The following is a 26,545-nucleotide window of genomic DNA, read 5'->3' as shown; positions in this document are numbered from 1 at the left end:
GATAGGAAAGGCGGGAGTTGGATAATAGCAAAAAAACATCAACTGCCAAGAGCCATTACTGCAATTATCAACTTGGATTAGTTGCATTGAGGGCTGGCCATGCGCCCCATGCGGGAACCCGGAACCTGCGTAGAACCTGTGGGAGCGGGCGTGCCCGCGAAGGAGGCAACTCGGTACATGGCACCGGCTGCGCCGGTGTTCGCGGGCGCGCCCGCTCCCACAAAGGCCGTGCTCTGCTCAAGCATCAGAACAATGCCATCTGCCCACCCGGCGGGCAGAACGCCGAACAATCCAGCGCCTGCGCTTCTCGCCCTTCGAACTCCAACCGTTTCATCGCCTTGGCAAAGCGCTGCGCCAGCAACTCGGCAAACACGCCTTCACCGCGCATGCGCGCACCAAACCGGCTGTCATACAGTTCACCACCGCGGCTCTGGCGAATCAGGCTCAACACATGCGCCGCCCGCTGCGGGTAATGGTCCTGAAGCCATTGCTCGAACAACGGCGCCACCTCCAGCGGCAGGCGCAGCATCATGTAGGCCGCGCTCTGTGCGCCAGCCTCCCTGGCCGCCTCCAGCAGGTGCTCCAGTTCACTGTCGTTGATCATCGGGATCATCGGCGCACACAACACCCCCACCGGCACTCCCGCCTCACGCAGTACGCGGATCGCCCGCAAACGCGCCTTGGGCGACGCCGCACGCGGCTCCAGCACCCGTTTCAGGTCATCCTCCAGCGTGGTCAAGCTGATCATCACCCGTGCCAGGCGCTGGCGCGCCATCTCGGCCAGCAAGTCGAGGTCGCGAAGCACCAGTGAACCCTTGGTAACGATGGTCACCGGGTGGCGGAAACGCAGCAGCACTTCGAGCAGGCGCCGAGTCAGCAGTTGTTCACGCTCGATCGGCTGATACGGGTCGGTATTGCTACCCAGGTTGATCGGTGCGCATACGTAACCCGGTTTGCTCAGTTGCTCAACCAGCACTTCGGCAGCGTTGGTCTTGGCAATCAGCTTGGTCTCGAAGTCCAGACCGGGGGAAAGGTCCCAGTAGGCGTGGGAAGGACGGGCATAGCAGTAGATGCAACCGTGCTCGCAGCCACGGTAAGGGTTGATGGAGCGGTCGAAGGGCAGGTCGGGCGAGGTGTTGCGGCTGATCATCGACTTGGCCGTCTCTGCCCGCACCTCGGTGCCCTGGGTTTGCGGCACCTCCTGATACCAGCCGTCATCCTCCACCACCGAATGGCTGGAAGCAAAGCGGTTGTGCGGATTGTGCGCCGTGCCACGGCCCTTTTGCGGTGCTGGAGGAATCATGGCTTACCCCGAATACTGTATTCATATACAGTATCGTGTGCGCATGATGCTTTCCAGCACCTCCGGTCAGCACATCCTCATTTCAAGCCATGCCAACGCAGGTAAGGCAACTGGCTGGCCTGCCGGCCAAGGAACTCCTCAATGCCTTCACGTAACGGGCGCGATGCCCCTGGGGCAAGCAATGCCTCCTGCAACGCCCGTCCTGTGGCCCGGTTCAGCAAGCCTTGGGCCTCGAAACGGGTGAACAGGTCGAAGGCGTGCACATCCGACCACAGATAGGCGTAATAGCCGGCATCGTAGCCGTTCACCAGATGGTCGAAGGCATGCGCCGGGTGCTCGAAATCGGCCAGGGGCCAGTAGCCACACTGTTCACGGGCATCGCCCAGGCGCTGCTCAAGGGACCGGCCATCATTCGGCGTGCCATGCAGGTCCAGGTCGAACAGCGCCATGCTCAGATCGCGCGCGGTTTCTTCCACGCCTTGTTGTCGCAAGCGGCGCAGGCACTCGTCGACCCGGGTCCGTGAAAGCTTGCTGCCATCCTGGCGGGGCGAAGAAATCGCCACCAGGTAGTCCGCGTCCCAGACCCAGCGCTCGAACAGCTTGCCGAACAGCTCCACGCCATCTGTACCGAGTTCGGTGACGTTGGACATCACGTGGTTGGTCGTGCGCACGAGCAAATGGTGCAAGGCATGGCCAAACTCATGGAACAGCTTGCGCAGTGACAGATGGTCCAGCAACGGCTGGCTACCCGGTAGCGCTGCTGGCACATCGCTGTAGACCACAACCGAGGCCGCCTGGAAGATTCCCTCGGCATCGACCCGGCGGTTGCGAATGTAAGTGGTAAACACCGAGTCAGGCTGCTTGCCGGCATGCTGTACGGCGTCCAGGTACAGGAAACCGATCAAGGCGTTGTCCTGCCACACCTCGAACGGTTGCACGCTGTTATCCCAGGTTGCCAGCGGTCTGGCCTGCAGCGTCACGCCAAACAGCTTATCCGCCAATTGCTTCAAGGCGCTGACAACGGCGTTCAGCGGGAAGTGCTCGCGCAAGGCTTCGGTGGAAAGCACCTCGCGCGACGAGGCCTGCAGGTAGGCAATGTCCCAGGGTTGGACACTCCCCAGCCCTTTGGCGGCGGCCTGGCGTTGCATATCTGCACGCCACTGCAGCACGGCCGGACGCACATGGCCAGCCAGGTCATGAAGAAAGCCGCGCACCTGGGCAACCGAACCCGCGCTCTTCGTATGCAGGCTCTGCTCCAGGTGGCTGGCAAAGCCGAGCAGGTGGGCCTTTTCTTCCAGCAACTTCGCCAGTTGCTCCAGGTGCGAGCGATTATCCTGCTGCTGGCCAAGTCCGACGCCTCTGGTGTTGTAAGCCCGGTACACGCGCTCACGCAGTTGCCGGTTGTCGGCATGTTTGAGCACGGCGTCGGTGGTCACGCTTTCACAAGCAATCAACCATCCCGGCTCACCCGCCTCCTGTGCTCTTGTAGCCAGCTCGTCACGGATGCGTTGCGGTATACCGCTCAGTTCGGACTCATCCGTTATGCTCAGCCCTGGCCGGTTGATATTGCTGCGAAACGCCTCACGCGCGGCTCCAATCTGTTTCAGCAGTTCGGCCAGGCGCATCTTGCCGGCTGGGTCGAGCGATGCACCACTGGAGATGAACTTTTGCAGATGCCAGCGCAAAGTGGCGCGTTTCTGTGCGTCCAGCTGCTTGCCGATGTCGCTGTTGGCCAAGCGCTCATACAGGGCGTGCAGTGCGGAGTTGGTGAATTTCTGTTCGAACCGCTCCGTGGCCTTGGCGAAGAAGTCGAAAATGGCACTAGCCCAGGCTTCATCCCGACCAACCAATGGCGAGGCGGCATACAATACCGCCAGTAGCTGACTATCCAGCCCGTCCACTGCCAGCACCATGTCATCCCAGGTTGGCAATGCCTGCTGGTCGCGGATGATGCGCTCGATACCTTGCTCGTGCGCCAACAGCACATAGTCGAAGGCAACTTGCATGTTCTGAAGCGTGATCGACGGATAGTCGACGGGGGTGCGGCTATTTTGCAGAAGGGGGTTGTCCATGGTGCAACACCTTGCTCGTAGGGAAGAGCAGGCGAGCTTGCATGGCCAGCGTGCAACAGGTGGCCTGACTATCTACCACCCGGGACATGCCGGCCCGGGCATGAGCCCGGGCGGCACGACGGCTTTATTCAGCCGGTTTCTTCAGCTTCGGGTTGGGGAAGAACTGCACCGTCTGTACCTTGGCCGGCGCGGCTTTCGGCTCCAGATGGTTGACCCGGGTGCCGAGCTCCTTCGGCACCGACAAGCCCTGCTCGTTGAGGGTGTCGGTAAAGCCGCAGGCCACGCACTCGCGGTGCGGTACGCCGTCTTCGTTCCACATCATCAGCTTGTCGGTCTCGCTGCATGCCGGGCATACCGCCCCGGCAATGAAGCGTTTCTTGGTCTTGTTCACGGCTCCCTCACTCATGCCGCAGCGTCCTCGCTCAGGCCGCTGTGGCGCAGCAATGCATCAATGGAAGGTTCACGGCCACGGAAGTCGACGAACAGCTCCATCGGCTCGCGCGAACCACCGCGTGCCAGGATCGCCTCGCGGAAGGCACGGCCGGTATCGGCGTTCAGCACACCTTCTTCCTCGAAGCGCGAGAAGGCGTCAGCCGACAACACTTCGGCCCATTTGTAGCTGTAGTAGCCCGCCGCGTACCCACCAGCGAAGATGTGCGCAAAGCTGTTGGGGAAGCGGTTGTAAGCCGGCGGGCGCATGACCGACACCTCGTCGCGCACGCCTTCGAGCACCTGCAGCACGCTGCGGCCGTCGCCATGGGTGGCATGCAGCTCGAAGTCGAACAGCGAGAATTCAAGCTGGCGCACCATCATCATGCCCGACTGGAAGTTCTTCGCCGCCAGCATCTTGTCCAGCAGGTCCTGGGGCAGGGGGGCACCGGTTTCGTAGTGGGCGGAGATCAGTGCCAGGCCTTCCGGCTCCCAGCACCAGTTTTCCATGAACTGGCTCGGCAGTTCGACCGCGTCCCAGGCCACGCCATTGATGCCGGATACACCGGCATGCTCGATGCGGGTCAGCATGTGGTGCAGGCCATGGCCGAACTCGTGGAACAACGTGGTGACTTCATCGTGGGTCAACAGCGCCGGCTTGCCGGGCGCGGCCGGGGTAAAGTTGCACACCAGGTTGGCCACCGGGCTCTGCAACTGGCCAGCAGCTGTGCGGCGACGGTCACGCGCGCCATCCATCCAGGCGCCGCCACGCTTGTTGGCGCGGGCATAGAGGTCGAAGAAGAAGCGGCCGACGTGCTGGCCGTTTTCCTTGATCTCGAACAGGCGCACATCCGGGTGCCAGCTGTCGAAGCCCTTGAGCTCGGCGATTTCGATACCGTACAGGCGCTGCACGATGCTGAACAAGCCGCCCAGCACCTTGTCGATCGGGAAGTAGGCGCGCAGGGCTTCCTGCGACACGCTGTAACGCTGCTCGCGCAGCTTCTCGCCGAAGTAGCCGGCGTCCCAGCTGGCCAGCTCAGGGCAGCCCTGCTCGGCGGCATAGGCCTTGAGTTGCATCAGGTCCTGAGCGGCGAACGGCTTGGAACGCTTGGCCAGGTCACGCAGGAAGCTCAGCACCTGGTCGCTGGACTCGGCCATCTTGGTGGCAAGGCTCAGCTCGGCGTAGTTCTTGTAGCCCAGCAGTTCTGCCAGCTCCTGGCGCAGGCCGAGGATTTCCTGCATCACCGGGCCGTTGTCGAACTGGCCGGCATTCGGGCCCTGGTCCGAGGCGCGGGTGCAGTAGGCGGCGTACAGCTCTTCGCGCAGGGCGCGGTCGCTGGCGTAGGTCATCACCGCGTAGTAGCTGGGGAATTCCAGGGTGATCAGCCAGCCGTCGAGGCCCTTGGCCTGGGCGGCGGCGGCCATCTGGGCTTTGGCCGAATCGGTCAGGCCAGCCAGCGCGGCTTCGTCGGTAACGTGCTTGGTCCAGGCCTGGGTAGCATCGAGCAGCTGATTGGAGAAACGGCTGCCCAGCTCGCTGAGCTTGCTCTGCACTTCGGCGTAGCGCTGCTGTTTATCCGCCGGCAGGTCGATACCCGACAGGCGGAAGTCACGCAGGGCGTGCTCGAGGATAGTCTTTTGCGCCACATCGAAGCCGGCGGCTTCGGGGCTGTCGATCAGCGCCTGGTAGGCTTCGAACAGCGCGCGGTTCTGGCCCAGTTCGGTAGAGTAGGCGCTCAGCGCCGGCAGGCACGACTCGTAGGCTTCGCGCAGCTCTGCGCTGTTGCACACCGCATTGAGGTGGCTGACCGGGCTCCATGCGGCGCCCAGGCGGTCGTTCAATTCGTCCATGGCCAGCACCAGGCCAGCCCAGGTAGGGTTCTTGCCCTGCTTTTCGAGGATCTCGGCAATGGCTTTACGGTTGTCGGCCAGGATCGCTTCGATCGCCGGCAACACGTGTTCGGCACGGATTTGCGAGAAGGGCGGCAGATCGTAGGACTGCAGAAGCGGGTTGTTCGCACTCACGGTTTGGATACCTTGGCAGAAGAAACACTGCCCCATCTTAATTACAATCGACGCCGACCGCAGCAGGCAGCCTGCCTATCGGCACAGATGAGAGACGCTATCATGGCCATCCGAAGCTTCCAGCAACACACTCCGAAAGTTGGGCCCAGGGCCTTCGTCGACCGATCGGCGGTAGTGCTGGGCGACGTGGAAATCGGTGAAGACAGCTCCGTCTGGCCGTTGACCGTGATACGCGGCGACATGCACCGCATCCGCATCGGCGCGCGCACCAGCGTGCAGGACGGCAGCGTGCTGCACATCACCCATGCCGGTCCGTTCAACCCGGACGGCTTCCCGTTGATCATCGGTGACGAGGTGACCATCGGTCATAAGGTCATGCTGCATGGCTGCACCCTGGGCAATCGCATCCTGGTCGGCATGGGCAGTACCATCATGGACGGCGCCATTGTCGAGGACGAAGTGATCATCGGCGCCGGCAGCCTGGTGCCGCCGGGCAAGCGCCTGGTCAGTGGCTACCTGTACATGGGTAGCCCGGTGAAACAGGCCCGGCTGCTGAACGAGCAGGAACATGCATTTTTTGCCTACAGCGCCAGTAACTACGTGAAGCTCAAAGACCAGCATTTGGCCGAAGGCTACGATCAACCGGAATGACCGAATTCGCGGGTAAACCCGCTCCCACAGGTACGGCGCCAGCCCCAGGCCCTGTGATATCCCTGTGGGAGCGGGTTTACCCGCGAAGAAGATCACGCAGCACTCAAAGTGGACCCCCGCAAAATGCACCAGCAAAACATCCTCTTCGACCTCGACGGCACCCTGACCGACCCGCGCCAGGGCATCACCCGCTCGATCCAGTACGCCCTGGCCAAACTGGGTATCGACGAGCCAGACCTCACCCGCCTCGAGCACTTCATCGGCCCACCCCTGTTGCAGGCCTTCATGCATTTCTACAGTTTCGACGAAGCCAAGGCCTGGGAGGCGGTGAACTTCTATCGGGAACGCTTCAAGGTCACCGGCCTGTACGAAAACCTGGTGTTCGAAGGTGTACCGGAGCTGCTCGAGGCCCTGACCGGTCAGGGCCGCACGCTGTATATCGCCACCTCAAAACCGTGGGAGTTCGCCCGTGAAATCGCCCGGCACTTCGCCTTCGACCACCACTTCAAGGTGATCTACGGCAGTGAGCTGGACGGCACGCGCACCAACAAGGTGGAGCTGATTCGCCACCTGCTGGATGAAGAAGGGCTGGACCCGGCGCAGACGCTGATGATCGGCGACCGCAAGCATGACCTGATCGGTGCGCGCAGCAATGGCTTGCAAGCGGTGGCGGTGGGGTACGGGTTTGGTAGCCAGGAAGAGTTGATGGCGGAAGAACCGGCCTACCACTTTGCTACCTTGGCCGAGATGCATCAGGCGTTCCTCAAGGCTTGATGGCCCTGGGGGCTGCTTTGCAGCCCATCGCGACGCAAGGCCGCTCCCACATCGATCGGCGTAAGCAGGACCTTTGTGGGAGCGGCCTTGCGTCGCGATGGGCCGCAAAGCGGCCCCAAATTCTCACAGGTTCACCATCAACCGCTGCAACGCCGCCTTCCGCCCTTCAATCGGCAACTGCCCCAACTGTTCGACGCGCTGGTAAAACCGCGCCCAATCCCCACCCACCTCGCGGAACACCGCGGCAAACGCCGGCACCCACTGGTCATACAGCCCGAACGGCAGCAACTTGGCATTGTTCATCGGCCCATACATCCAGGCGTCATAGCGCTTGTCGCCACCCCACTGGCCATCCCTTAGCTGCCGGTACTCGCGCCTCAAGCGCTCGAACTCCGCCTGCTTGGCCGCCCGCTTCTGCACATCATCCAGAGGCCCGGCATAAATCGCCTGCAACCGCTCGCGGCAGGCCAGCACCAACCGGATCAATTGCTCACGTTGCTGCCCCTGCTCCCCGCCAGAGGCAGCCAGGCCAAGCGCCACACGCCATTGTCGCGTGCCTTCCTGCTCGACGAAGGAAGCAAACGACTCGTTGAACTCGGTATCGTCCTGCACATAGAAGCGCTGGTGGGCCAGCTCATGGAAGATCAATGTGGCCAGGCGCTCGTCGCTCCAGCCCACCATTGATGACAGGATCGGGTCGTCGAACCAGCCCAGCGTCGAATAGGCCTCCACGCCGCCCACGTACACATCCATGCCGTCCTGGCGCATCAACGCCGCCGCCCCACGCGCCGCGCCTTGCTGGTAATAGCCGCGGTAGGCCACACACCCCGCGATCGGGAAGCAGTGCGTCACTGGCTGCAACGACAGCTCGGGGGTGGCGAACACATTCCATACCACGTAGGGCCTGCCAATGTCGGCATACACCCGATAGCTGCGGTTGTCCGGCAGCTTAAGTTGCTGGCTGGCAAACAACCGCGCCTGCCTGGCGTGTTCCAGACGTGCGCGCAATTGCGTTGAAGTGGCCGGGTTGGCCACTACCTGCTCTACCGGCTGCCGTGCACGTAGCAGCTGCCACTGGCCTTCGACCAGCTGCCCATAGTAGGCGGCGCTGCTGCAACCGTTCAGCAGGAGTACCGCCAGCAGGGGAACCAAACGGATAAAAACACGGTCGAGTGGCCCAGGGCCTGAGCGCTGCATAAGAATAAGTCGAAGCATCTGCAACTGTCTGACTCGCTCAAGGCCGATTCACTCCAAGACTATCTCGCCAAGGGGGCGTTTCGCCATGCGTGCACTGTTGGTCACCGGTTCACTGTTGCTGATTTCCGCCTGTTCGACCTTGCCAGACCCGGACCCGAACCAGGCCTGGATCGACCTCACGCCCTACGACAACACTTCGCTCCATGCCGTGCAGGTAGATGAACGCGACTGGGCCGACAGCCGTTACTTCGAAGTACAGCCCGGCAGCCACGAGCTGACCGTGCGCTACCAGTTTCCTGTTACCCCCAGCAATATCGGCCCGGTCGAGGAGCCTTTATGGCGGGATTGCCAGGTCAAGCTGACCTTCAAGGATTTCAGTGCCGGCCAGCGCTACCAGCTGCAGGCTGGCAGCATCGGCTTCCGCCCCTGGATCAAGCTCTACGACCATCAGCAGAAACTGGTTGGCCAGGGCTTGCCTGCAGGCTGCCAGCGCACCTGAAATGCACAAACGGCGCTATGCTTGTAGCGTATAAGTCGCAAGCGGGAGTCTTGCCATGCGCCAGCCCATGATGCTGATCGCCCTCAGTGCACTGGGGGCTTGCGCCAGCCCCTTGCCGCCCGTCGATCCCAAGCAGGCCTGGGTCGACCTTTACACCATGACACCCGGCAGGGTGATCATGGCCGACCGCCTCGACGGCAAGCGCCTGGAGGATGGCCGTTACTTCCAGGTGACGCCAGGCAAGCACGAACTGGTAGTGCGCTTCGATTATGAGATCTACGGCGGCGGCCTCATGACCCAGCCCCGGGACCGTACCTGCTACCTGACCGTGCGCTTTGACAACTTCAAGGCCGGTGAACGCTATCGCCTGGAGGCGCGGGCGCCGGTGATGGAGCCGCAGGTGCTGCTGTATGACGGCAGCCGCAAGGTGGTGGTGAACGAGCCTAGCGAGGTGTTCTGCATTCCTTGATCCGGGGCTGCTTCGCAGCCCATTCGCAGCACAAGGCTGCTCCTACAGGGTTCCGCGTATATCCTGTAGGAGCAGCCTTGTGCTGCGAATGGCCCGCAAAGCGGCCCCCAAAATCCTGAACCTACCGATCATTCTTCTGATAAATGATCTTCTTGGTCCCACCGTCGCAGGTCCCGACGACCATGTTCTGGTCCTTGACCTCGCTGTTGGGCACGATCTCGAGGGTATAGGACGCAACACCCTGGGCCTGGATCTTGGCCTCGATCTCGGCTTTGAGCTCCTCGCACGGCTTGACCGCCGCCAACGCAGATGTGGCGACCAGGGAAGCCAACACGGTGATTGCTACGCGAATCATGAAACGGCTCCTGAAAGGGCAGCGTGCTGCCGACGCTGTTTAGACTACAACAAACCGCCCTCATTGCACCGCTTCAACCCACCAGCGCCGCATCCAGGCTGATCTTCGCGTTCAGCACCTTGGACACCGGGCACCCGGCCTTGGCCTTGTCGGCGATCTGCAAGAACTGCGCTTCACTTGCCCCGGGTACCTTGGCCCTGAGCACCAAATGCACCGCCGTAATGGCAAAGCCATCAGCTTGCTTGTCGAGGGTCACTTCGGCAGCGGTGTCGATCCTGTCCGGGGTGAGCCCCGCTTCGCCCAGCATCATCGACAGCGCCATCGAGAAACAGCCGGCGTGCGCCGCGCCGATCAGCTCCTCCGGGTTGGTCCCGGACGAGCCCTCGAAACGGGTGTTGAAGCCGTAGGGGTTCTGCTTGAGCGCGCCACTTTCGGTAGAAAGCAGCCCTTTGCCGTCTTTCAGGCCACCTTGCCAGATCGCCGATGCTGTCTTTTTCATGATGCCTCCTGGTCTCGGGTTACATGCTTATGGCTTCAGAGGTCAGCCGCCTACGGCAAGTTCAGAGCAATCGCACGGCAAGCATTGAATCCTTCGAATATGCCCATACAGAGTTGAAAAGGCCTGTGGCCAAACACCTTCGCGGAGGCTCCATGACGCAGTTGCGTGACCTGAAGATTTCCACCCTCGACCTGGTGCCGGTACGTGCCGACGCCGGCCCGGCGCAGTCACTGCACAACTCGCTGGACCTGGCGCAGCACGTCGAGCGCTTTGGCTACAACCGCTTCTGGGTGGCCGAGCACCACAACATGGACGGCATCGCCAGTTCGGCGACTTCCGTGCTGATCGGCTATCTGGCTGGGGGGACCTCGAGCATTCGCGTGGGCTCTGGTGGGGTCATGCTGCCCAACCATGCGCCGCTGGTGATCGCCGAGCAGTTCGGCACCCTGGCCAGCCTGTATCCGGGGCGCATCGACCTGGGTCTGGGCCGCGCGCCAGGCTCCGACCAGATGACTGCCTACGCCCTGCGTCGCGACCGCGCTGGCGGCCCGGATGACTTCCCGGACGATGTCGAGGAACTGTCACGCTACCTCGGCCCGCGTACCGATGATCAAAAAGTGATCGCCGTGCCTGGGCACGATACCGAGGTACCGATGTGGCTGCTTGGCTCCAGCCTGTTCAGCGCCCAGCTGGCCGGGATGCGCGGCATGCCCTACGCGTTCGCCTCGCACTTTGCGCCGCGCTTGATGCATGAGGCGATCCGCGTGTACCGCAACCACTTCAAGCCTTCGACCACACTGGACAAGCCGTATGTGATGCTGGGCATCCCCATGGTGGTGGCAGAAACCGATGAAAAGGCCGAGTACCTGGCCACTTCGGTGTACCAGCGCATCCTCGCGCTGATTCGCGGGCAGAGCCTGATGCAAAAGCCGCCGGTGGAAAGCATGGATGGGCTGTGGCTGCCCCATGAGCGGGACGCGGTAGGCAGCTTCCTCGGCCTGGCGATGATCGGCAGCCCGCAGAAGGTGCGGGCCAAGGTGGAAGTGCTGCTGGAGCAGACCGGGGCAGATGAGCTGATCTTTACCTGTGATTTGTATGAGCATGCGGACCGGATTCGGTCATATGAACTGATGGCGCAGGCACTCAAGACCGCATGATCCTCTTCGCGGGTAAACCCGCTCCCACAGGGATATCACAGGCCTGAGAGCGACGCTGTACCTGTGGGAGCGGGTTTACCCGCGAAGAAGCCAACGCGTTAACCGCGGCGGTACACAATCTCCTTGGTACCAGCCTCGCAACTGCCGATCACCTTGCCGGCCGGGTCGCCCTTGTCGACGATCTCCAGCTTGTAGCCGGTGACCCCTTTGGCATCCAGCTTGGCCGCAATCTCTGCCTTGAGCTCCTCGCACGGCTTGCCCGCCGCCAGCGCACCACCGGCCAGGGCCATCAGGCCCAGCGCCAGAATCAGTTTGTTCATCACTCGCTTTCCTTGTGCAGATGAAATCAGAAGGGGCGCCCGCCAAGGCGCGCCCTTCCTGAATACCCCATCATGCCGGGCTCATCCAGCCCGGCAGTGTTTCAGCTATTGGCGATGCGGAAGCCGACCTTTAGCGTGACTTGGAAGTGCGCCGCCTTGTTGTCGCGGATATGGCCCCGGGTATCTATCACTTCGAACCACTCCAGGTGCTTGATGCTCTTGCCGGCTTCGGCCAGGGCATTGTTGATGGCCTCCTCGATGCTGGTGGTCGACGACCCCACCAGTTCGATCTTCTTGTAGGTGTGATGATCGGTCATGAGCGCTCTCCTTGGATAACGGTGAGATTCAGCCTAGCAGCGCAGGCAGGGTTTACCTGCGAACCGTCACCGTTGGTAAAAGTTCGATCGCACTTTCGCTTCGCTTGGCAGTCGCAACCTCTACAGTCCACAACGCGAAGGAGAGTCAACATGCACCGCAATTCGCTGCGTAAAACGTCCCTGGAAAGTATGGAAGCCGAAATCGAGAGCCTTCTGAAGAGCCTGGAGAACCTCAAGCATGACGCGTCGGAAGAATCCCAGAAGTCGGTGAAGGCCATTCGCAGCAACGCCGAAAGCGCCCTTCGGCATTCCCGTAGCCTGCTGAGCGATGCCTACGAGGAAGTGAAGCAGCGGACCCGCCAGACCGGCCTCGCCACCCGTGATTACGCCCAGGAACACCCATACACCACGGCGGGTGTTGCCATCGGCGCACTGGGCCTGCTGGCGGCCTACTTGCTGTGCAAGCGCAACTAAGCGCTCTGGCGCGCCAGCTCCGCCCGTAACCACTGCGCCAACTGCTCGGCGCGCCCGTCCGCGGCGCGCCTGGGCACCCAAAGTGCCAAAGCCGCAGGGGTAGGTGAAAAACCCCACGGCGCACTCAAACGGCCCGCCCGCAGGTCATCGGCGACCAGCGGCTGCGGCGCAATCGCCACACCCAACCCGGCCACGGCAGCCTCCAGCAGGTAATACAGGTGCTCGAAAGCCTGGCCATAGTGAAGGGCCGCCGGCTCCAACCCCTGTTCCAGCGCCCAGGTCGGCCAAGCCTGCGGGCGCGAGGTGGTGTGCAGCAAGGCTTCGCCCAGCAACGCCTTGGCTGGCGCGCCCTGCAAGCGCTCGAAACCGGCGAAATGCGGGCTGAGCACCGGCCCGATGCGTTCCTCGGCCAGTACATGCACTTGCATGTCCCCCGGCCACGGCGGCTCGGCATACACCAACAACGCATCCAGCCCTGGCCGCCGCGGGTCCAGGTCGCCTTCACCGGCCGACAGGTGCAAGCGCAGTTCAGGCAAGTCAGCCTGCAGCCGCCCCAGTCGTGGGATAAACCAGCGCGCCAGCAAGCTGCCCGAACAACCCAGCACGAATGGTGCATCGCTGACATCGTGGCTGAGCTCGGCGCACACGCTACGCAGGCGGTCAAAGGCTTCGCCACTGGCATCGCGCAGGCGTACGCCGGCATCTGTGAGTTTGATGCCACGCCCGTCCTTCACGAACAGCGCTACGCCCAAGTGCTCTTCAAGTACCTTGATCTGCCGGCTGACGGCGCCATGGGTGACGTGCAGCGCTTCGGCCGCCTGGCTGACGCTATTGAGCCGTGCGGTAGCCTCGAAGGCCCGCAGGGCATTGAGGGGAGGAAGGTCGTGGGCCATTTTACCTGTGAGTTTTTCTGACAAGTTTGCGCAATCTTATCGGTTTTCAGCAGGGCTTGCCGTGGTTAGAGTAAAGCCCATCACTTGTTCATTACGCCCTGGAGCGCCCCGATGACCCAGTCCCAATACCGTCCCGGCCCTGACGCCAATGGCCTGTTCGGCTCGTTCGGCGGCCGCTACGTGGCCGAAACCCTGATGCCACTGGTGCTGGACCTGGCCCGCGAATACGAAGCGGCCAAGGCAGACCCCAAGTTCCTCGAAGAGCTGGCCTACTTCCAGCGCGACTACATCGGCCGCCCCAACCCGCTGTACTTCGCCGAACGCCTGACCGAGCACTGCGGCGGCGCGAAGATTTTCTTCAAGCGTGAAGAACTCAACCACACCGGCGCGCACAAGGTAAACAACTGCATCGGCCAGGTGCTGCTGGCCAAGCGCATGGGCAAGAAGCGTCTGATTGCCGAAACCGGCGCCGGCATGCACGGCGTGGCCACCGCCACCGTCGCGGCCCGCTTCGGCCTGCCTTGTGTGATCTACATGGGTGCCACCGACATCGAGCGCCAGCAGGCCAACGTGTTCCGCATGAAGCTGCTGGGCGCCGAGATCGTGCCGGTCACCGCCGGTACCGGCACCCTGAAAGATGCCATGAACGAAGCCCTGCGCGACTGGGTCACCAACGTCGAAGACACCTTCTACCTGATCGGCACCGTGGCCGGCCCGCACCCGTACCCGGCCATGGTCCGCGACTTCCAGTCGATCATCGGCAAGGAAACCCGCGCCCAGTTGCAAGAGAAGGAAGGCCGCCTGCCAGACAGCCTGGTAGCCTGCGTCGGTGGTGGCTCCAACGCCATGGGCCTGTTCCATGAATTCCTCGAAGAGCCAAGCGTGCAGATCATCGGCGTCGAAGCCGGTGGCCATGGCGTGCACACCGACAAGCACGCCGCCAGCCTGAACGGCGGCGTACCGGGCGTGCTGCACGGCAACCGCACCTACCTGCTGCAGGACGAAGACGGCCAGATCACCGACGCCCACTCGATTTCCGCCGGCCTGGACTACCCGGGCATCGGCCCGGAACACGCCTACCTGCACGAAGTGAAGCGTGTGGAATACGTCAGCATCACTGACGACGAGGCGTTGGACGCGTTCCATGCCTGCTGCCGACTGGAAGGCATCATCCCGGCACTGGAAAGCTCCCACGCCCTGGCCGAAGCGATCAAGCGCGCACCGAAGCTGCCCAAGGACCACCTGATGGTGATCTGCCTGTCGGGCCGCGGTGACAAAGACATGCAAACCGTCATGAGCCACATGGCCGCCCAGGAGAAACAGGCATGAGCCGTCTTGAACAACGTTTCGCCGAGCTGAAAGCCGAAGGCCGCTCGGCACTGGTCACCTTCGTCACCGCGGGCGACCCGGGCTATGACGCCTCGCTGCAGATCCTCAAGGGCCTGCCGGCTGCCGGTGCCGACGTGATCGAACTGGGCATGCCGTTCACCGACCCGATGGCCGATGGTGTGGCGATCCAGCTGGCCACCCTGCGCGCCCTGGAGGCTGGCCAGACCTTGGCCAAGACCCTGCAGATGGTTCGCGAATTCCGTGTGGATAACCAGACCACGCCGATCGTGCTGATGGGTTACTACAACCCGATCCACCGCTTTGGCGTGGAAAAGTTCGTGGCCGAAGCCAAGCAAGCGGGTGTCGATGGCCTGATCATCGTCGACCTGCCGCCAGAGCACGACGCCGAACTGGCGACCCCGGCCCAGGCCGCGGGTATCGACTTCATCCGCCTGACCACCCCGACCACCGACGACGCGCGCCTGCCGCGCGTGCTGGAGCGCAGCTCCGGGTTCGTCTACTACGTGTCGGTGGCCGGTGTAACCGGCGCTGGCTCGGCGACCACCGAGCACGTGACCGAAGCCATTGCCCGCCTGCGTCGGCATACCGATCTGCCGATCAGCGTTGGTTTTGGCATTCGTACGCCGGAGCAGGCTGCGGCCATTGCCCGCCTGTCGGACGGCGTGGTGGTGGGCTCGGCGCTGGTCGACAAGATTGCCCAGGCCAAGAATGCCGAGCAGGCAGTGAACGATGTATTGAGCTTGTGCTCGGCACTGGCTGAAGGGGTGCGCGGCGCTCGTCGCTGAACCGCGTCGCCTTCATCGCCGGCAAGCCAGCTCCCACAGGTACAGCGCCGCCCTCAGGCCCTGTGATATCCCTGTGGGAGCGGGCGAGCCCGCGAAGAGGCCCGCACAAGCAACAGAGCCTCAGCCCCCAAAAATCGACAGATCCAGCGGCCTTACAGCCCCCATCCAGATCGCATGATCCCGGTGGTCCGCCAGTTCATCCCCGGTCAGCGGATGCATGAACACCACCAACCCCTTCCGATACAACGCCAACCACGGCAACACCACCCCCACCACCTCCGGCCCGAACGCCAACTGACAGCTCCAGTCCGGATGCGGCCCCACCGGTTTCTGGTGCATGCGCCCCATGGTCACGGGAAACAGCCGCGCCGCCTCCTCACACAGTTCACGGGCCTGGTCCATGGTCGCTGCGTCGTAGTAAACGTGGGCGTGATAGCCCTTGATCCTTTGCACGATAACTCCTGATTGCGGTCCAACCATCACCACCTGCAAAGGGAGTGATGCAGTGAAAAACGCCGAAACCCCAGTGTTCAAACTGGTCCTGTTCGGGCCTGAAAGCAGCCTGGGCAATGCCCTGATGGTAGAGCTGCTGTCGCGCCAGCACGAAGTCACCGCCGTGGTCGACGACCTCAACCGCCATGCGCCGCGCCCCGGCCTGCATTTCAAGATAGGCGGGCTGGGCGATGCCGACCAGGCGGAGCAGGGCGCGGCAGGCGGGTCAGCAGTAATTGCCTTGTTGTCGACGCTGGCGTCGGGCGATCTGCCCGGGCAAGCCCGCATGAGCGAGGCGCTGGTGGCGGGGCTGAAGCGTACGACTATACGCCGGCTGTTGTTGGTGGGCGATTTCGATGTGCTGGATGAGCCGGGCAAGTACAGCGAGGCAGAGCGGGAGTGTGTGGACCAGGTGGTGGACGGGTTACAGCGCAGTGCCTTGCACTGGACGTTGATCAATGCGCCGCAGGAGCTGCCCGGGTTGGGGATGGAGCACTTTCGCAGCACCGAGGGAACGCTGGAGCCGGGGTTGGCTGAGCCGTTGCGGCACCTGGCCAGGGTAGCGGCGGGGATGGTGGATATGCTGGAGCTGGATTTGCACCGGGGCGAGCATCTGAACTTCGTGGTCTAGATTGCCGGGGCTGCTGTGCAGCCCATCGCGACGCAAGGCCGCTCCTACACGGGCCGGCGTGCGCAGTACCTTTGTAGGAGCGGCCTTGTGTCGCGATGGGCCGCAAAGCGGCCCTAAAATCTCAAAGGCTGCGCTCTTGCTCCAACCAATCCACAAACCGCTCGATCAACGCCCCACGCCGCTTGCGTGGCGGCAACACCGCGTAATACCCGCGCGCCGAGCGCAAACTCCCCTCCAACGGCCGGCATAGCAACCCTTGCTCCACCAACCCATCCACCAAGTGACCCCAACCAATAGCCACCCCCTGCCCAGCGATCGCCGCCTGGATCAGCAACGTATAGTTATCGAACCGCAACTGCCCCGTCGGCGGCGGGCTGGCCACGCCAAACCCGCGAAACACGCCCGCCCAGTCAAACCAGCGGCTAGCCTGCTCGCCCTTCAAGTGCAGCAAGGGCAACCGTTGCAAAGCCACGGCTGACAAGGGTTTGCCATGAGTCAGCCGGGGGCTGCACACCGGGAAAACCTCCTCATCGAATAGCCAACGGCTCTCGCCCTGGTGAAAGCGCCCGTCGCCAAACAGCACCGCAACATCAATGTCCGGCCGCAACATGCCCTGGCTACGCTCACCGGTCACCAGGCTCACGTCCACCTGTGGATAAGCCTCGTGAAAACGATGCAGCCGTGGCATCAGCCAGAACGCCGCAAAAGCGAAGTCGGTAGCCACCTGCAGCACTTCACGCTGGCCCCGCCCACTGGCCTGGGCAATACCCTCCTCCATGGCCTGCAGGCCTTGATGAACCTGTTCGAACAGCACCTGGCCAGCCTCGGTCAGCTCGATCCCGCGGTAAATGCGGTCGAAAAGGCGTGTGCCCAACTGTGCCTCCAGCCGTTTGACTTGCTGGCTCACCGCCGGCTGCGTAGTACCCAGTTCCAGCGCCGCAGCGGTAAAGCCACGCAACCGTGCGGCGGCCTCGAACACGCGCAATGTATCCAGCGACAACTTGGCAAGGTGGTCAAACATAAGCAGGGCTAATCCCAGTCATTGCCCGTCATGGGCTTTACCCATGTTATCCACAGTCGCATCTTGATAGGCAAGCGGTCCGCATAACCCTCAAAGATGGAAGACACCATGACGCGCCCGAATATCCTGTTCATCATGGCCGACCAGATGGCCGCACCCTTGCTGCCGATCTACGCCTCTTCACCGATCCAGATGCCGCACCTGAGCCGCCTTGCCGAACAGGCGGTGGTGTTCGACTCGGCCTACTGCAACAGCCCGTTGTGCGCCCCCTCGCGCTTCACCCTGGTCAGCGGTCAGTTGCCCAGTCGCATCGGTGCCTACGACAACGCCGCCGACTTCCCTGCCGACGTACCGACGTACGCCCATTACCTGCGCCGCCTGGGTTACCGCACCGCGCTGTCGGGCAAGATGCACTTCTGTGGCCCTGACCAGCTGCACGGCTACGAAGAACGACTGACCAGCGATATCTACCCAGCCGACTATGGCTGGGCGGTGAATTGGGATGAGCCCAACGTGCGCCCGAGCTGGTACCACAACATGTCCTCGGTGCTGCAGGCGGGCCCGTGCGTGCGTACCAACCAGCTGGATTTCGACGAAGAAGTGGTCTTCAAGGCGCGCCAGTACCTGTACGACCATGTGCGCGAAAATGATGGCCGGCCGTTCTGCCTCACCGTGTCGATGACCCACCCGCACGACCCGTACACCATCCCCAAGCGCTACTGGGATCGCTACGAGGGTATGGATATCCCCATGCCCCGCGCCGAATTCAGCCAGGCAGAACTCGACCCGCACTCACAGCGCCTGTTGAAAGTCTACGACTTGTGGAACAAGCCGCTGCCTGTGGACAAGATCCGCGATGCCCGCCGTGCCTACTTCGGCGCCTGCAGCTACATCGACGACAACATCGGCCTGCTGCTGCAGACCTTGGAGGAATGCAACCTGGCCGACGACACTCTGATCGTGTTCTCCGGCGACCACGGCGACATGCTTGGCGAACGAGGCCTCTGGTACAAGATGCACTGGTTCGAGATGTCGGCGCGGGTGCCGCTGCTGGTGCACGCGCCGAAACGCTACGCGCCAGCCCGGGTCAGCGCCTCGGTGTCTACCTGCGACCTGCTACCGACCCTGGTCGAACTGGCTGGCGGCTCTGTGGATAACCACCTGCATCTGGATGGCCGCTCGCTGGTCGGCCACCTGCAAGGGCAGGGCGGCCATGACGAGGTGATCGGCGAGTACATGGCCGAAGGTACCGTTGGCCCGCTGATGATGATCCGCCGCGGGCCCTACAAGTTCGTGTACAGCGAAGACGACCCATGCCTACTCTATGACCTGAGCCGCGACCCGCACGAGCGGGAGAACCTCACCGGCAGCCCGGAGCACCAGGCGCTGCTGCAGGCATTTATCGATGAAGCACAGCAGCGCTGGGATATCCCCAGCCTGCGCCAGCAGGTTCTGGCCAGCCAGCGGCGCCGCCGCCTGGTGGCCGAGGCGCTGGCCATCGGCAAGCTGAAAAGCTGGGACCACCAACCGCTGGTGGATGCCAGCCAACAGTACATGCGCAACCACATCGATCTCGACGACCTCGAGCGCAAGGCACGTTATCCACAGCCCGCCCCCCTGGATTGAGAAAAGAGGCCGCCATGCACAAGTTCTCCGCCGCCGTGTTCGCCCTGGCCCTGAGCCTGGGTACCGCCACGGCTCACGCCGCCGACAGCGACGCGCAATGCACCACCGTGAAGATGGCCGACCCCGGCTGGAGCGACATCGCCACCACCAACGCCTTGGCCCGCCTGCTGCTGGAAAGCCTGGGTTACCGGGTGAAGATCGACAGCCTGGCCGTGCCGATCATCTACGGCGGCCTCAAGGATGGCCGCGTCGATGCCTTCCTCGGCAACTGGATGCCGGCACAGCAGGGCTTTCATGACAAGTTCATCGCCAATGGCGATGTGCAGCAGCTCTCGCGCAATCTGGAAGGAACCGAGTTCACCCTGGCAGTGCCCGACTATGTGTGGAATGCCGGGGTGAAGGATTTCGCCGACTTGCAGAAGCACGCCGACCAGTTCGACAAGAAGCTGTACGGGATCGGTTCCGGGGCACCGGCCAACCTGTCGTTGAAGGAAATCATCGACAAGAATGAATTCAACCTCGGCCAGTGGAAGCTGGTTGAGTCCAGCGAGCAGGCGATGCTGGCGCAGGTCGACCGGGCGGTGAAGAAACAACAGTTCATCACCTTCCTGGGCTGGACCCCGCACCCGATGAACGTGAAGCTGAAGATGCATTACCTGACCGGCGGGGAGAAGTGGTTTGGCAGCAAGGGCGAGGTGTATACCCTGACCCGCAAGGGTTATCCACAAGCCTGCCCGAATGCGGCCAGGCTGCTGGGCAACCTGAAGTTCACGCTGAATATGGAAAACGCCATCATGGCCGAGGTTGTGGACAAGAAGATCGGCTTCGATGATGCGGCCAAGGCTTGGCTGAAGGCGCACCCCGAGGTGCTGGAAGGGTGGCTGGCCGGAGTGACCACCAAAGGTGGTGGGGATGCGAGCGAAGCAGTAAAAACCAAGCTGTAAATCGATCCTGTGGGAGCGGGTTCACCCGCGAAAGCGTCGGTAGCCTCACTGCCGCATTCGCGGGTGAACCCGCTCCCACAGGGGGACAGTGCACCTTCGGAAATCTGGATATCTCATGCATCGCCTCACTCACCTGCTGCCCTTCCTTTCCTGGCTCCCCCGCCAATCGGGCCGCAGCCTGCGCCAGGACCTGTTGGTAGGCCTGAGCGGTGCAATCCTCGCCCTGCCGCAATCCATCGCCTACGCCCTGATCGCCGGTCTGCCCGCCGAATACGGCTTGTACGCCGCCATCGTGCCAGTGCTGATAGCCTGCCTGTGGGGTTCGTCATGGCACCTGATCTGCGGCCCCACCGCCGCCATCTCCATCGTCCTCTACGCCAGCATCAGCCCGCTGGCCGTGGCCGGAAGCGCCGACTATGTCACCCTGGTGCTGCTGCTGACCTTCCTCGGCGGCATCTTCCAGTTGCTGCTGGGGCTTTTGCGGTTCGGCGCACTGGTCAACTTCGTCTCCCATTCTGTGGTGCTTGGCTTTACCTTGGGCGCCGCTGTCGTCATTGCCCTGGGCCAGCTACCCAACCTGCTGGGCATGGACCTGCCAAGCCAGGCCACGGCGATGAAGACGGTGCAGGACCTGGCCAGCCATGCCGGCGAGGTCGACCTGCCTTCCTTGATTCTGGGCCTGGCCACAGTGGTGATCGGCGTGTGCTTCAAGCTCTGGCGCCCACGCTGGCCCAGCCTGTTGATAAGCCTGATTCTGGTTAGCCTTCTGGCCTGGCTGCTGCCCGGGTTCTTTGGCCATGTGCCGCGAGTGCCGGCATTCACCGGCCAGCTGCCACCCTTCAGTCCGCTGCCCTTGCTGGATGTGGAACTGATCCTGCGCCTGTTACCCAGCGCCGTGGCGGTGGGCATGCTCGGGCTGGTCACCAGCCTGTCGATTGCCCGCTCGTTGTCCGCACGTTCGGAGCAGTTGATCGACGCTGACCAGGAGATACGCGCACAGGGCTTGTCGAACATTGTTGGTGCGTTTTTCTCCGGTTACCTGTCTTCCGGCTCTTTCACCCGCTCCGGGCTGAGCTACGACGCCGGCGCCCGCTCGCCCATGGCCGGGGTATTCTCGGCGCTGTGGGTGGCGGTGTTCGCCGTCGCCGGGGCCGGCCTGATCGCGCACCTGCCGATCCCGGCCATGGCTGGCAGCATCTTGCTGATCTGCTGGGGGTTGGTGGACCACCAGGGCATTCGCGCGCTGTTTCGAGTCAGTCGCTCGGAGTTCCTGGTGATGGCGCTGACAGCGGCAGCAACCTTGTTGCTGGAGCTGCAGACGGCGATCTATGCCGGAGTGCTGGCATCGCTGTTCTTCTATCTGAAGCGCACCTCGCGGCCTCGGGTGCAGCAGAGCCGTGAAGGGGAGGCGGATGTGCTGCGGGTGGGCGGGTCGATCTTCTTTGGCGCGGCGCATTACCTGCAGGTGCGCTTGCAGCGCTGCCAAGGGCCGCATGTGGTGATCGATGCGCGGCAGGTGAATTTTATCGATTACTCGGGGGTGGATATGTTGCACCGCGAGGCGCGTCGGTTGCGGCGGGCGGGAGGGAGCCTGACCCTGCACCGGGCCAGGCCGCAGGTGATCGAGGAATTGCAGAAGCTGGAAGGGGTGGAGTTGTGCCCGATCCGGTTTGAAGAGTGATATTGGGCTGAGATTTTTGGGGCTGCTGCGCAGCCCATCGCGACGCAAGGCCGCTCCTACACCGACCGCACAATGCCTGCTGACGCGGTCCCCTGTAGGAGCGGCCTTGTGTCGCGATGGGCCGCAAAGCGGCCCCGACAATCTCAGCCCCGAGCCAGCTGCCGGCGCAACTCAGCCAACACCGGCGCCGTATCCGGCCGCACCCCACGCCAGATAAAGAACGCCTCAGCCGCCTGCTCAGCCAGCATCCCCAAGCCATCCAGCACCTTCACCGCACCCAGCTTCTCAGCCCACTGGCAAAACGGCGTAGGCTCCTTGCCATACATCATGTCATAGCAAACCGTGCGCCCCGCTTCGACCAGGCTGTCGGCAATCGGCGGCAACTCTCCGGCCAGGCTCGCCGAGGTGGCATTGATGATCACATCCACCGGCTCCTGCAACCAGGCAAACCCGCTGGCTACCACCGGCCCCAGTTCATCGAACTCACGCGCCAACTGCTCGGCCTTTTCCACGGTACGGTTGGCAATCACCAGCGACTGCGGCTTGTGCGCCAGGATCGGTTCCAGCACACCACGCACCGCACCACCGGCCCCCAGGATCAGAATGCGCTTGCCCGCAAGCTCCACCCCGGCATTCACCGTCAGGTCGCGCACCAGGCCAGTGCCATCGGTGTTGTCGCCCTGCAGGCTGCCATCGGCCAGCTTGCTCAGCGTGTTCACTGCGCCAGCGCGCTGGGCACGCGGGGTCAGGCTGTCGCACAGGCGGTAGGCCTCTTCCTTGAACGGCACGGTAACGTTGCCGCCGCTACCTTGCTTGAAGAAACCGCGCGCGCAGTCGCTGAATTCGTCCAGTGGCGCCAGCAGCGTCCTGTACTCCAGGTCCTGGCCGGTCTGCTCGGCAAACAGGCGATGAATCAACGGCGATTTGCTGTGGCCGATGGGGTTACCAAAAACAACGTACTGGTCCATGACGGCTCCTTGGTTATCCACAGAATTACTGGCCGAGCCAGTCGCGGTCCTGCAGGAAGTACTCGGTCAGGCGCGCTTCTTCGCTGCCAGGCGTGGGTTTCCAGTCGTAACCCCAGCGAACCTGCGGCGGCAGCGACATGAGAATGGACTCGGTGCGCCCACCGGACTGCAGGCCGAAAAGGGTGCCACGGTCGTAGACCAGGTTGAACTCCACGTAGCGGCCACGGCGGTACTCCTGGAACTCGCGCTGCTGTGGGGTGTAAGGGGTGTCCTTGCGACGCTGGATGATTGGCAGGTAGGCGTTGACGTAGGCGTCGCCGATGGCCCGGATGAAGGCGAAGCAAGTGTCGAAGTCCCATTCGTTCAGGTCATCGAAGAACAGGCCACCGATACCGCGTGGCTCGCCGCGGTGCTTGAGGTGGAAATAGCGGTCGCACCAGGCCTTGTAGCGCGGGTACACGTCGGCGCCGAACGGCGCGCAGGCCTGCTCGGCCACACGGTGCCAGTGGATGCAGTCTTCTTCATTGCCGTAGTACGGGGTCAGGTCGAAGCCGCCGCCGAACCACCAGACAGCCTCTTCACCTTCCTTTTCGGCGATGAAGAAGCGCACGTTGGCATGGGAAGTGGGTACATGCGGGTTGTGCGGGTGGATCACCAGCGACACACCCAGGGCCTCGAAGCCACGGCCCGCCAGTTCGGGGCGGTGGGCACTGGCCGACGGCGGCAGGCCGGCGCCGAACACGTGAGAAAAGTTGACCCCGCCTTTCTCGATCACCTTGCCGTCGCCGATCACCCGCGTGCGGCCCCCGCCACCAGCATCGCGCACCCAGGCGTCCTCGACGAAGCGGGCGCCGCCGTCTTCTGTTTCGAGGGCAGAGCAGATGCGGTCTTGCAGGTCGAGCAGGTAGGCTTTCACGGCCTCGGTGCGGCTAGTCATCGGGTCACCAGGAACGGGCAGGGAAGAATTCGCCGCGTAGCATACCACCCCCAGCCCGCGCGCCGCAGTTGACGGCGATCAAGCAACATGACGAGGGCCGGCCAACCAAATAAGCGTACATTTATTTGATCAGCCAGCGGACTGAACCCACAACGCCATTGAATGAACAATTAAGTGGATGTATTTCAAAAGGCCAGCAGCTAAGCAAGCATCAATTTAATCCTGACTTGTATGAAGCATAATCTATCAAACCCTTGTCTGTTTCTACCTCTCTAACGGCCATAATAGCTTCGGCGACGCCCTCTGGATTCTTGTAAAAGCAAGCTTTCGCTACAACACGACCGTACTTGGCGGGGCTGAGGTTAAAACTGTCTCCTTCCCGCATAGCCGAGAATACCGCTCTGCTATCTTCTAAAGAGAACTTCATCCACTCGCCCGTATTATCTGCATGGATGAAAATAATTGTATATTCCATAATGCACCTCTTGGGTTATTTACCGATTCATGATGGAAAAAACCCACTCACCACGCCACTTGCAGAGTTACTAGTTGACTTCAGAACGAACGCGTTGCTTCAGGCTTGTGAGCCGTGATTCATGCACCCGCTGTTGCTCGCAGAACAGTTTTGTTTGAGTTAATCACGCTCTGTCCTGCTGCAGGAGTTGACGGCATTGCGGCAAAGGCGTCCGATAGAAGGCCTTTCCCGATCCCGACTACAGGAGTGCGAGATGGCCAAGCGTATCCAGTTCAGCCAGCATGGCGGCCCGGAAGTGTTGCAATTGGTGGAATTCGAACCCGCTCCGCCAGGGCCACAGCAGGTGCGTGTGCGTAACCATGCGATCGGCCTGAACTTCATCGATACCTACTTCCGCAGCGGGCTGTATGCGCCGCCATCCCTGCCTTCGGGCCTGGGTACCGAAGCGGCGGGCGTGGTCGAGGCGGTCGGCGAAGGCGTGACGCGGCTGAAGGTTGGAGACCGCGTAGCTCATGCCGGCGGCCCGCTGGGCGCGTATAGCGAGGTGCATACGCTGCCGGAAGCCAACCTGGTGAAGCTGCCCGACAACATCAGCTTCGAACAGGCGGCGGCGGTGATGCTCAAGGGTTTGACCGTGCAGTACCTGCTGAAGCAGACCTACCAGGTGAAGTCGGGTGATGTGATTCTGTTCCATGCAGCGGCTGGAGGCGTGGGTTCGTTGGCGTGCCAGTGGGCGAAGGCGCTGGGCGCCAAGCTGATCGGTACTGTGAGCTCTGCCGAAAAGGCCGAGCGGGCCAAGGCGCTGGGGGCGTGGGCGACCATCGATTACAGCCGTGAAGACGTGGCCAAGCGGGTGCTGGAGCTGACCGACGGCAAGAAATGCCCGGTGGTATATGACGGTGTGGGTGCCGATACCTGGCTGACCTCGCTGGACTGCCTGCAGCCGCGTGGGTTGATGGTGAGCTTTGGTAATGCCTCGGGGGCAGTGAGCGGGGTGAACCTGGGGATTCTGGCGCAGAAGGGCTCGCTCTATGTGACCCGGCCGACGTTGGCGACCTATGCCAACAATGCCGAGAATACCCAGGCCATGGCCGATGACCTGTTTGCGATGATTGGTAGCGGCAAGCTGGTTGTGGATATCCAACAGCGGTATCCACTGAGTGAGGCGGCCAAGGCACAGGCGGAGCTGTCGGCTCGGCGGACTGTGGGCTCCACAATTCTTCTTCCTTGAGTTCACACCCCAGGTACTACACCGATCTTAAGTGCAGTGCCATCCCTGTGGGAGCGGGCATGCCCGCGAAGCAAGCACCGCGGTGCATGGCACCGGCTACGCCGGTGTTCGCGGGCGCGCCCGCTCCCACAGGTACTGCACCAACCTTGAATACAGCGCTATCCCTGTGGGAGCGGGTTTACCCGCAAAGTAGGCACTGCGGTGTTTGGCACCGGCTCCGCCGGTGTTCGCGGGCGCGCCCGCTCCCACAGGTACTGCATCGGCTTTGAATACGGCGCTATCCCTGTGGGAGCGGGCATGCCCGCGAACACGGGCGAAGCCCGTGCCAGGCACCGCGTTGGATTCTTCGCGGGCTCGCCCGCTCCCACAGGAGGTCGCGGCCAGGCCTGTGGATATGTATCAGCCCGGGCGAACGACTTCGCCTGTGGCCAGGTTGCGAATCACACTCGGGTTCTTCCGCCCGCCCAACGCTCCACCCAACACCAGATCCAGCTGCCCATGGAAGTACTGCTCCACCCGCAACCGGGTCTTCGCCGCCGGGCGCCCGCCCGGGTTGCACGAGGTGGAAATCAACGGCCCGACCAACGCGCACAGCTCACGCACCACCGGGTGGTCACTGACCCGCAGCGCCACGGTGTCATGCTCCCCGGTCACCCACTCGGGCAACAGGTCCTGGTGTGGCACCAGCCAGGTGTTCGGCCCCGGCCAGGTGCTACCCATGCGGTCGATCCAGTCTTCGGGAAAATCCTCGAACAAAAAGTCGAACTGGCGGATGTTGTCGGCAACCAGAATCAGCCCTTTATCCACAGGCCGCGACTTAAGCGCCAGCAGGCGATACACCGCGTCCTCGTTCCACGGGTCACAGCCCAGGCCCCAGACCGCTTCCGTCGGGTAGGCGATCACCGCGCCCGCCCGGATCTCACGTGCGGCTTGTTGCACACGAAAACTGCTCACCATTTCTGTCACTCCG

General features: G+C 62.7%; 29 protein-coding genes. 13 read left to right on the top strand and 16 right to left on the bottom strand.

Translation table 11 applies throughout. From position 1 onward, the window contains the following. Window positions 1-244: 244 nt before the first annotated feature. The 4 genes from JV551A3_RS01340 to prlC form a co-directional block, all read right to left on the bottom strand. Entirely contained in the window at window positions 245-1,303 is a 1,059-nt protein-coding gene (locus JV551A3_RS01340; protein WP_133969831.1) for a PA0069 family radical SAM protein, read from the bottom strand. A gap of 77 nt (window positions 1,304-1,380) precedes the next feature. Next, on the bottom strand, window positions 1,381-3,375 hold the full coding sequence (locus JV551A3_RS01335) for a M3 family metallopeptidase (RefSeq protein ID WP_133969830.1): 1,995 nt from the start codon (window positions 3,373-3,375) through the stop codon (window positions 1,381-1,383). Between the two features lie 124 nt (window positions 3,376-3,499). Beyond that, a complete protein-coding gene (locus JV551A3_RS01330; RefSeq protein ID WP_133969829.1) occupies window positions 3,500-3,781 on the bottom strand; it encodes a YheV family putative zinc ribbon protein in 282 nt (93 codons plus the stop codon). Further along, window positions 3,778-5,865, bottom strand: coding sequence for an oligopeptidase A (prlC, locus tag JV551A3_RS01325; protein WP_133969828.1), 2,088 nt, complete (start codon window positions 5,863-5,865; stop codon window positions 3,778-3,780). Before prlC ends, JV551A3_RS01330 begins: the two co-directional genes overlap by 4 nt. A 66-nt stretch (window positions 5,866-5,931) precedes the next feature. On the opposite strand from prlC, the gene JV551A3_RS01320 reads away from it, so the two are divergent. Next, window positions 5,932-6,480: a gamma carbonic anhydrase family protein gene (locus JV551A3_RS01320; RefSeq protein WP_133969827.1), complete on the top strand. Its 549-nt coding sequence runs from the start codon at window positions 5,932-5,934 to the stop codon at window positions 6,478-6,480. 123 nt (window positions 6,481-6,603) lie between these two features. Then, entirely contained in the window at window positions 6,604-7,254 is a 651-nt protein-coding gene (locus JV551A3_RS01315) for an HAD family hydrolase (RefSeq protein WP_133969826.1), read from the top strand. A gap of 123 nt (window positions 7,255-7,377) precedes the next feature. On the opposite strand, the gene JV551A3_RS01310 is transcribed toward JV551A3_RS01315, so the two are convergent. Further along, window positions 7,378-8,451: an aminopeptidase gene (locus JV551A3_RS01310; protein ID WP_133969825.1), complete on the bottom strand. Its 1,074-nt coding sequence runs from the start codon at window positions 8,449-8,451 to the stop codon at window positions 7,378-7,380. Window positions 8,452-8,536: 85 nt separating this feature from the next. Between JV551A3_RS01310 and JV551A3_RS01305 the strand changes: the two genes are divergently transcribed. Next, window positions 8,537-8,950 carry a PA0061/PA0062 family lipoprotein gene (locus JV551A3_RS01305; protein ID WP_015268455.1) on the top strand — a complete coding sequence of 138 codons (414 nt, stop codon included), beginning with the start codon at window positions 8,537-8,539 and terminating at the stop codon, window positions 8,948-8,950. A gap of 55 nt (window positions 8,951-9,005) precedes the next feature. Continuing rightward, the gene (locus JV551A3_RS01300) at window positions 9,006-9,419 is read left to right on the top strand and encodes a PA0061/PA0062 family lipoprotein (protein WP_013970286.1); all 414 of its coding nucleotides are present in this window, start codon (window positions 9,006-9,008) and stop codon (window positions 9,417-9,419) included. Between the two features lie 121 nt (window positions 9,420-9,540). On the opposite strand, the gene JV551A3_RS01295 is transcribed toward JV551A3_RS01300, so the two are convergent. Next, on the bottom strand, window positions 9,541-9,774 hold the full coding sequence (locus JV551A3_RS01295) for a DUF1161 domain-containing protein (RefSeq protein WP_133969824.1): 234 nt from the start codon (window positions 9,772-9,774) through the stop codon (window positions 9,541-9,543). Window positions 9,775-9,847: 73 nt separating this feature from the next. Then, window positions 9,848-10,273, bottom strand: coding sequence for an OsmC family protein (locus tag JV551A3_RS01290; RefSeq protein ID WP_112251699.1), 426 nt, complete (start codon window positions 10,271-10,273; stop codon window positions 9,848-9,850). Between the two features lie 152 nt (window positions 10,274-10,425). Between JV551A3_RS01290 and JV551A3_RS01285 the strand changes: the two genes are divergently transcribed. Further along, window positions 10,426-11,430 (top strand): LLM class flavin-dependent oxidoreductase, encoded by a 1,005-nt coding sequence (locus JV551A3_RS01285; protein WP_133969823.1) that lies wholly within the window; start codon window positions 10,426-10,428, stop codon window positions 11,428-11,430. Between the two features lie 98 nt (window positions 11,431-11,528). On the opposite strand, the gene JV551A3_RS01280 is transcribed toward JV551A3_RS01285, so the two are convergent. Beyond that, window positions 11,529-11,750 (bottom strand): DUF1161 domain-containing protein, encoded by a 222-nt coding sequence (locus JV551A3_RS01280; RefSeq protein ID WP_133969822.1) that lies wholly within the window; start codon window positions 11,748-11,750, stop codon window positions 11,529-11,531. Between the two features lie 101 nt (window positions 11,751-11,851). Continuing rightward, the gene (locus JV551A3_RS01275; RefSeq protein ID WP_013970282.1) at window positions 11,852-12,067 is read right to left on the bottom strand and encodes a dodecin; all 216 of its coding nucleotides are present in this window, start codon (window positions 12,065-12,067) and stop codon (window positions 11,852-11,854) included. A gap of 150 nt (window positions 12,068-12,217) precedes the next feature. On the opposite strand from JV551A3_RS01275, the gene JV551A3_RS01270 reads away from it, so the two are divergent. Further along, window positions 12,218-12,541, top strand: coding sequence for an ElaB/YgaM/YqjD family protein (locus tag JV551A3_RS01270; protein WP_112251696.1), 324 nt, complete (start codon window positions 12,218-12,220; stop codon window positions 12,539-12,541). Here the strand turns inward: JV551A3_RS01270 and JV551A3_RS01265 are convergent. Next, window positions 12,538-13,434, bottom strand: coding sequence for a LysR family transcriptional regulator (locus JV551A3_RS01265; protein ID WP_133969821.1), 897 nt, complete (start codon window positions 13,432-13,434; stop codon window positions 12,538-12,540). The genes JV551A3_RS01270 and JV551A3_RS01265 overlap by 4 nt on opposite strands. Window positions 13,435-13,545: 111 nt before the next feature. Here JV551A3_RS01265 and trpB point away from each other — a divergent pair, with 111 nt between their 5' ends. After that, window positions 13,546-14,763 carry a tryptophan synthase subunit beta gene (gene trpB / locus JV551A3_RS01260; protein WP_133969820.1) on the top strand — a complete coding sequence of 406 codons (1,218 nt, stop codon included), beginning with the start codon at window positions 13,546-13,548 and terminating at the stop codon, window positions 14,761-14,763. Beyond that, window positions 14,760-15,569, top strand: coding sequence for a tryptophan synthase subunit alpha (trpA, locus tag JV551A3_RS01255; protein WP_112251693.1), 810 nt, complete (start codon window positions 14,760-14,762; stop codon window positions 15,567-15,569). Before trpB ends, trpA begins: the two co-directional genes overlap by 4 nt. Window positions 15,570-15,689: 120 nt before the next feature. Here trpA and JV551A3_RS01250 read toward each other — a convergent pair whose 3' ends face one another. Beyond that, entirely contained in the window at window positions 15,690-16,022 is a 333-nt protein-coding gene (locus JV551A3_RS01250) for a DOPA 4,5-dioxygenase family protein (RefSeq protein ID WP_003261037.1), read from the bottom strand. Between the two features lie 52 nt (window positions 16,023-16,074). Between JV551A3_RS01250 and JV551A3_RS01245 the strand changes: the two genes are divergently transcribed. Beyond that, window positions 16,075-16,692, top strand: coding sequence for an NAD(P)-dependent oxidoreductase (locus JV551A3_RS01245; RefSeq protein WP_133969819.1), 618 nt, complete (start codon window positions 16,075-16,077; stop codon window positions 16,690-16,692). A gap of 121 nt (window positions 16,693-16,813) precedes the next feature. On the opposite strand, the gene JV551A3_RS01240 is transcribed toward JV551A3_RS01245, so the two are convergent. Beyond that, window positions 16,814-17,713, bottom strand: coding sequence for a choline sulfate utilization transcriptional regulator (locus JV551A3_RS01240; RefSeq protein WP_133969818.1), 900 nt, complete (start codon window positions 17,711-17,713; stop codon window positions 16,814-16,816). Window positions 17,714-17,821: 108 nt separating this feature from the next. Here JV551A3_RS01240 and betC point away from each other — a divergent pair, with 108 nt between their 5' ends. The 3 genes from betC to JV551A3_RS01225 all read left to right on the top strand — a co-directional run bounded on the left by betC (window position 17,822) and on the right by JV551A3_RS01225 (window position 21,964). Then, window positions 17,822-19,339, top strand: coding sequence for a choline-sulfatase (gene betC, locus JV551A3_RS01235; RefSeq protein ID WP_133969817.1), 1,518 nt, complete (start codon window positions 17,822-17,824; stop codon window positions 19,337-19,339). Window positions 19,340-19,353: 14 nt separating this feature from the next. Next, a complete protein-coding gene (choX, locus tag JV551A3_RS01230) occupies window positions 19,354-20,283 on the top strand; it encodes a choline ABC transporter substrate-binding protein (RefSeq protein WP_133969816.1) in 930 nt (309 codons plus the stop codon). A gap of 115 nt (window positions 20,284-20,398) precedes the next feature. Next, window positions 20,399-21,964 (top strand): SulP family inorganic anion transporter, encoded by a 1,566-nt coding sequence (locus JV551A3_RS01225; protein ID WP_133969815.1) that lies wholly within the window; start codon window positions 20,399-20,401, stop codon window positions 21,962-21,964. A gap of 143 nt (window positions 21,965-22,107) precedes the next feature. Here JV551A3_RS01225 and aroE read toward each other — a convergent pair whose 3' ends face one another. From aroE to JV551A3_RS01210, 3 genes are all read right to left on the bottom strand, one after another. Then, window positions 22,108-22,932 carry a shikimate dehydrogenase gene (aroE, locus tag JV551A3_RS01220; RefSeq protein ID WP_133969814.1) on the bottom strand — a complete coding sequence of 275 codons (825 nt, stop codon included), beginning with the start codon at window positions 22,930-22,932 and terminating at the stop codon, window positions 22,108-22,110. A gap of 25 nt (window positions 22,933-22,957) precedes the next feature. Next, a complete protein-coding gene (gene hemF, locus JV551A3_RS01215; protein ID WP_133969813.1) occupies window positions 22,958-23,869 on the bottom strand; it encodes an oxygen-dependent coproporphyrinogen oxidase in 912 nt (303 codons plus the stop codon). A 211-nt stretch (window positions 23,870-24,080) separates the two neighbouring features. Next, window positions 24,081-24,344, bottom strand: coding sequence for a hypothetical protein (locus tag JV551A3_RS01210; protein WP_133969812.1), 264 nt, complete (start codon window positions 24,342-24,344; stop codon window positions 24,081-24,083). A 253-nt stretch (window positions 24,345-24,597) separates the two neighbouring features. Here JV551A3_RS01210 and JV551A3_RS01205 point away from each other — a divergent pair, with 253 nt between their 5' ends. Beyond that, entirely contained in the window at window positions 24,598-25,575 is a 978-nt protein-coding gene (locus JV551A3_RS01205; RefSeq protein WP_133969811.1) for an NADPH:quinone reductase, read from the top strand. A 399-nt stretch (window positions 25,576-25,974) separates the two neighbouring features. Here JV551A3_RS01205 and JV551A3_RS01190 read toward each other — a convergent pair whose 3' ends face one another. Further along, entirely contained in the window at window positions 25,975-26,532 is a 558-nt protein-coding gene (locus JV551A3_RS01190) for an L-threonylcarbamoyladenylate synthase type 1 TsaC (protein ID WP_023660948.1), read from the bottom strand. Window positions 26,533-26,545 lie beyond the last annotated feature (13 nt).

Origin of the sequence: Pseudomonas inefficax (genome assembly GCF_900277125.1) — a bacterium.
In the GTDB taxonomy this organism is placed as follows: domain Bacteria; phylum Pseudomonadota; class Gammaproteobacteria; order Pseudomonadales; family Pseudomonadaceae; genus Aquipseudomonas; species Aquipseudomonas inefficax.
Note: the sequence above shows the minus strand (reverse complement) of the source record. Positions and strands in the feature narration are given on the sequence as shown.

What these genes read in the sequence shown, in the direction of transcription:
- JV551A3_RS01340 (WP_133969831.1), bottom strand. Translation starts at nt 1,303, where the DNA reads ATGATTCCTCCAGCACCGCAAAAGGGCCGTGGCACGGCGCACAATCCG.
- JV551A3_RS01335 (WP_133969830.1), bottom strand. Translation starts at nt 3,375, where the DNA reads ATGGACAACCCCCTTCTGCAAAATAGCCGCACCCCCGTCGACTATCCG.
- JV551A3_RS01330 (WP_133969829.1), bottom strand. Translation starts at nt 3,781, where the DNA reads ATGAGTGAGGGAGCCGTGAACAAGACCAAGAAACGCTTCATTGCCGGG.
- prlC (WP_133969828.1), bottom strand. Translation starts at nt 5,865, where the DNA reads ATGGGGCAGTGTTTCTTCTGCCAAGGTATCCAAACCGTGAGTGCGAAC.
- JV551A3_RS01320 (WP_133969827.1), top strand. Translation starts at nt 5,932, where the DNA reads ATGGCCATCCGAAGCTTCCAGCAACACACTCCGAAAGTTGGGCCCAGG.
- JV551A3_RS01315 (WP_133969826.1), top strand. Translation starts at nt 6,604, where the DNA reads ATGCACCAGCAAAACATCCTCTTCGACCTCGACGGCACCCTGACCGAC.
- JV551A3_RS01310 (WP_133969825.1), bottom strand. Translation starts at nt 8,451, where the DNA reads ATGCAGCGCTCAGGCCCTGGGCCACTCGACCGTGTTTTTATCCGTTTG.
- JV551A3_RS01305 (WP_015268455.1), top strand. Translation starts at nt 8,537, where the DNA reads ATGCGTGCACTGTTGGTCACCGGTTCACTGTTGCTGATTTCCGCCTGT.
- JV551A3_RS01300 (WP_013970286.1), top strand. Translation starts at nt 9,006, where the DNA reads ATGCGCCAGCCCATGATGCTGATCGCCCTCAGTGCACTGGGGGCTTGC.
- JV551A3_RS01295 (WP_133969824.1), bottom strand. Translation starts at nt 9,774, where the DNA reads ATGATTCGCGTAGCAATCACCGTGTTGGCTTCCCTGGTCGCCACATCT.
- JV551A3_RS01290 (WP_112251699.1), bottom strand. Translation starts at nt 10,273, where the DNA reads ATGAAAAAGACAGCATCGGCGATCTGGCAAGGTGGCCTGAAAGACGGC.
- JV551A3_RS01285 (WP_133969823.1), top strand. Translation starts at nt 10,426, where the DNA reads ATGACGCAGTTGCGTGACCTGAAGATTTCCACCCTCGACCTGGTGCCG.
- JV551A3_RS01280 (WP_133969822.1), bottom strand. Translation starts at nt 11,750, where the DNA reads ATGAACAAACTGATTCTGGCGCTGGGCCTGATGGCCCTGGCCGGTGGT.
- JV551A3_RS01275 (WP_013970282.1), bottom strand. Translation starts at nt 12,067, where the DNA reads ATGACCGATCATCACACCTACAAGAAGATCGAACTGGTGGGGTCGTCG.
- JV551A3_RS01270 (WP_112251696.1), top strand. Translation starts at nt 12,218, where the DNA reads ATGCACCGCAATTCGCTGCGTAAAACGTCCCTGGAAAGTATGGAAGCC.
- JV551A3_RS01265 (WP_133969821.1), bottom strand. Translation starts at nt 13,434, where the DNA reads ATGGCCCACGACCTTCCTCCCCTCAATGCCCTGCGGGCCTTCGAGGCT.
- trpB (WP_133969820.1), top strand. Translation starts at nt 13,546, where the DNA reads ATGACCCAGTCCCAATACCGTCCCGGCCCTGACGCCAATGGCCTGTTC.
- trpA (WP_112251693.1), top strand. Translation starts at nt 14,760, where the DNA reads ATGAGCCGTCTTGAACAACGTTTCGCCGAGCTGAAAGCCGAAGGCCGC.
- JV551A3_RS01240 (WP_133969818.1), bottom strand. Translation starts at nt 17,713, where the DNA reads ATGTTTGACCACCTTGCCAAGTTGTCGCTGGATACATTGCGCGTGTTC.
- betC (WP_133969817.1), top strand. Translation starts at nt 17,822, where the DNA reads ATGACGCGCCCGAATATCCTGTTCATCATGGCCGACCAGATGGCCGCA.
- choX (WP_133969816.1), top strand. Translation starts at nt 19,354, where the DNA reads ATGCACAAGTTCTCCGCCGCCGTGTTCGCCCTGGCCCTGAGCCTGGGT.
- JV551A3_RS01225 (WP_133969815.1), top strand. Translation starts at nt 20,399, where the DNA reads ATGCATCGCCTCACTCACCTGCTGCCCTTCCTTTCCTGGCTCCCCCGC.
- aroE (WP_133969814.1), bottom strand. Translation starts at nt 22,932, where the DNA reads ATGGACCAGTACGTTGTTTTTGGTAACCCCATCGGCCACAGCAAATCG.
- hemF (WP_133969813.1), bottom strand. Translation starts at nt 23,869, where the DNA reads ATGACTAGCCGCACCGAGGCCGTGAAAGCCTACCTGCTCGACCTGCAA.
- JV551A3_RS01210 (WP_133969812.1), bottom strand. Translation starts at nt 24,344, where the DNA reads ATGGAATATACAATTATTTTCATCCATGCAGATAATACGGGCGAGTGG.
- JV551A3_RS01205 (WP_133969811.1), top strand. Translation starts at nt 24,598, where the DNA reads ATGGCCAAGCGTATCCAGTTCAGCCAGCATGGCGGCCCGGAAGTGTTG.
- JV551A3_RS01190 (WP_023660948.1), bottom strand. Translation starts at nt 26,532, where the DNA reads ATGGTGAGCAGTTTTCGTGTGCAACAAGCCGCACGTGAGATCCGGGCG.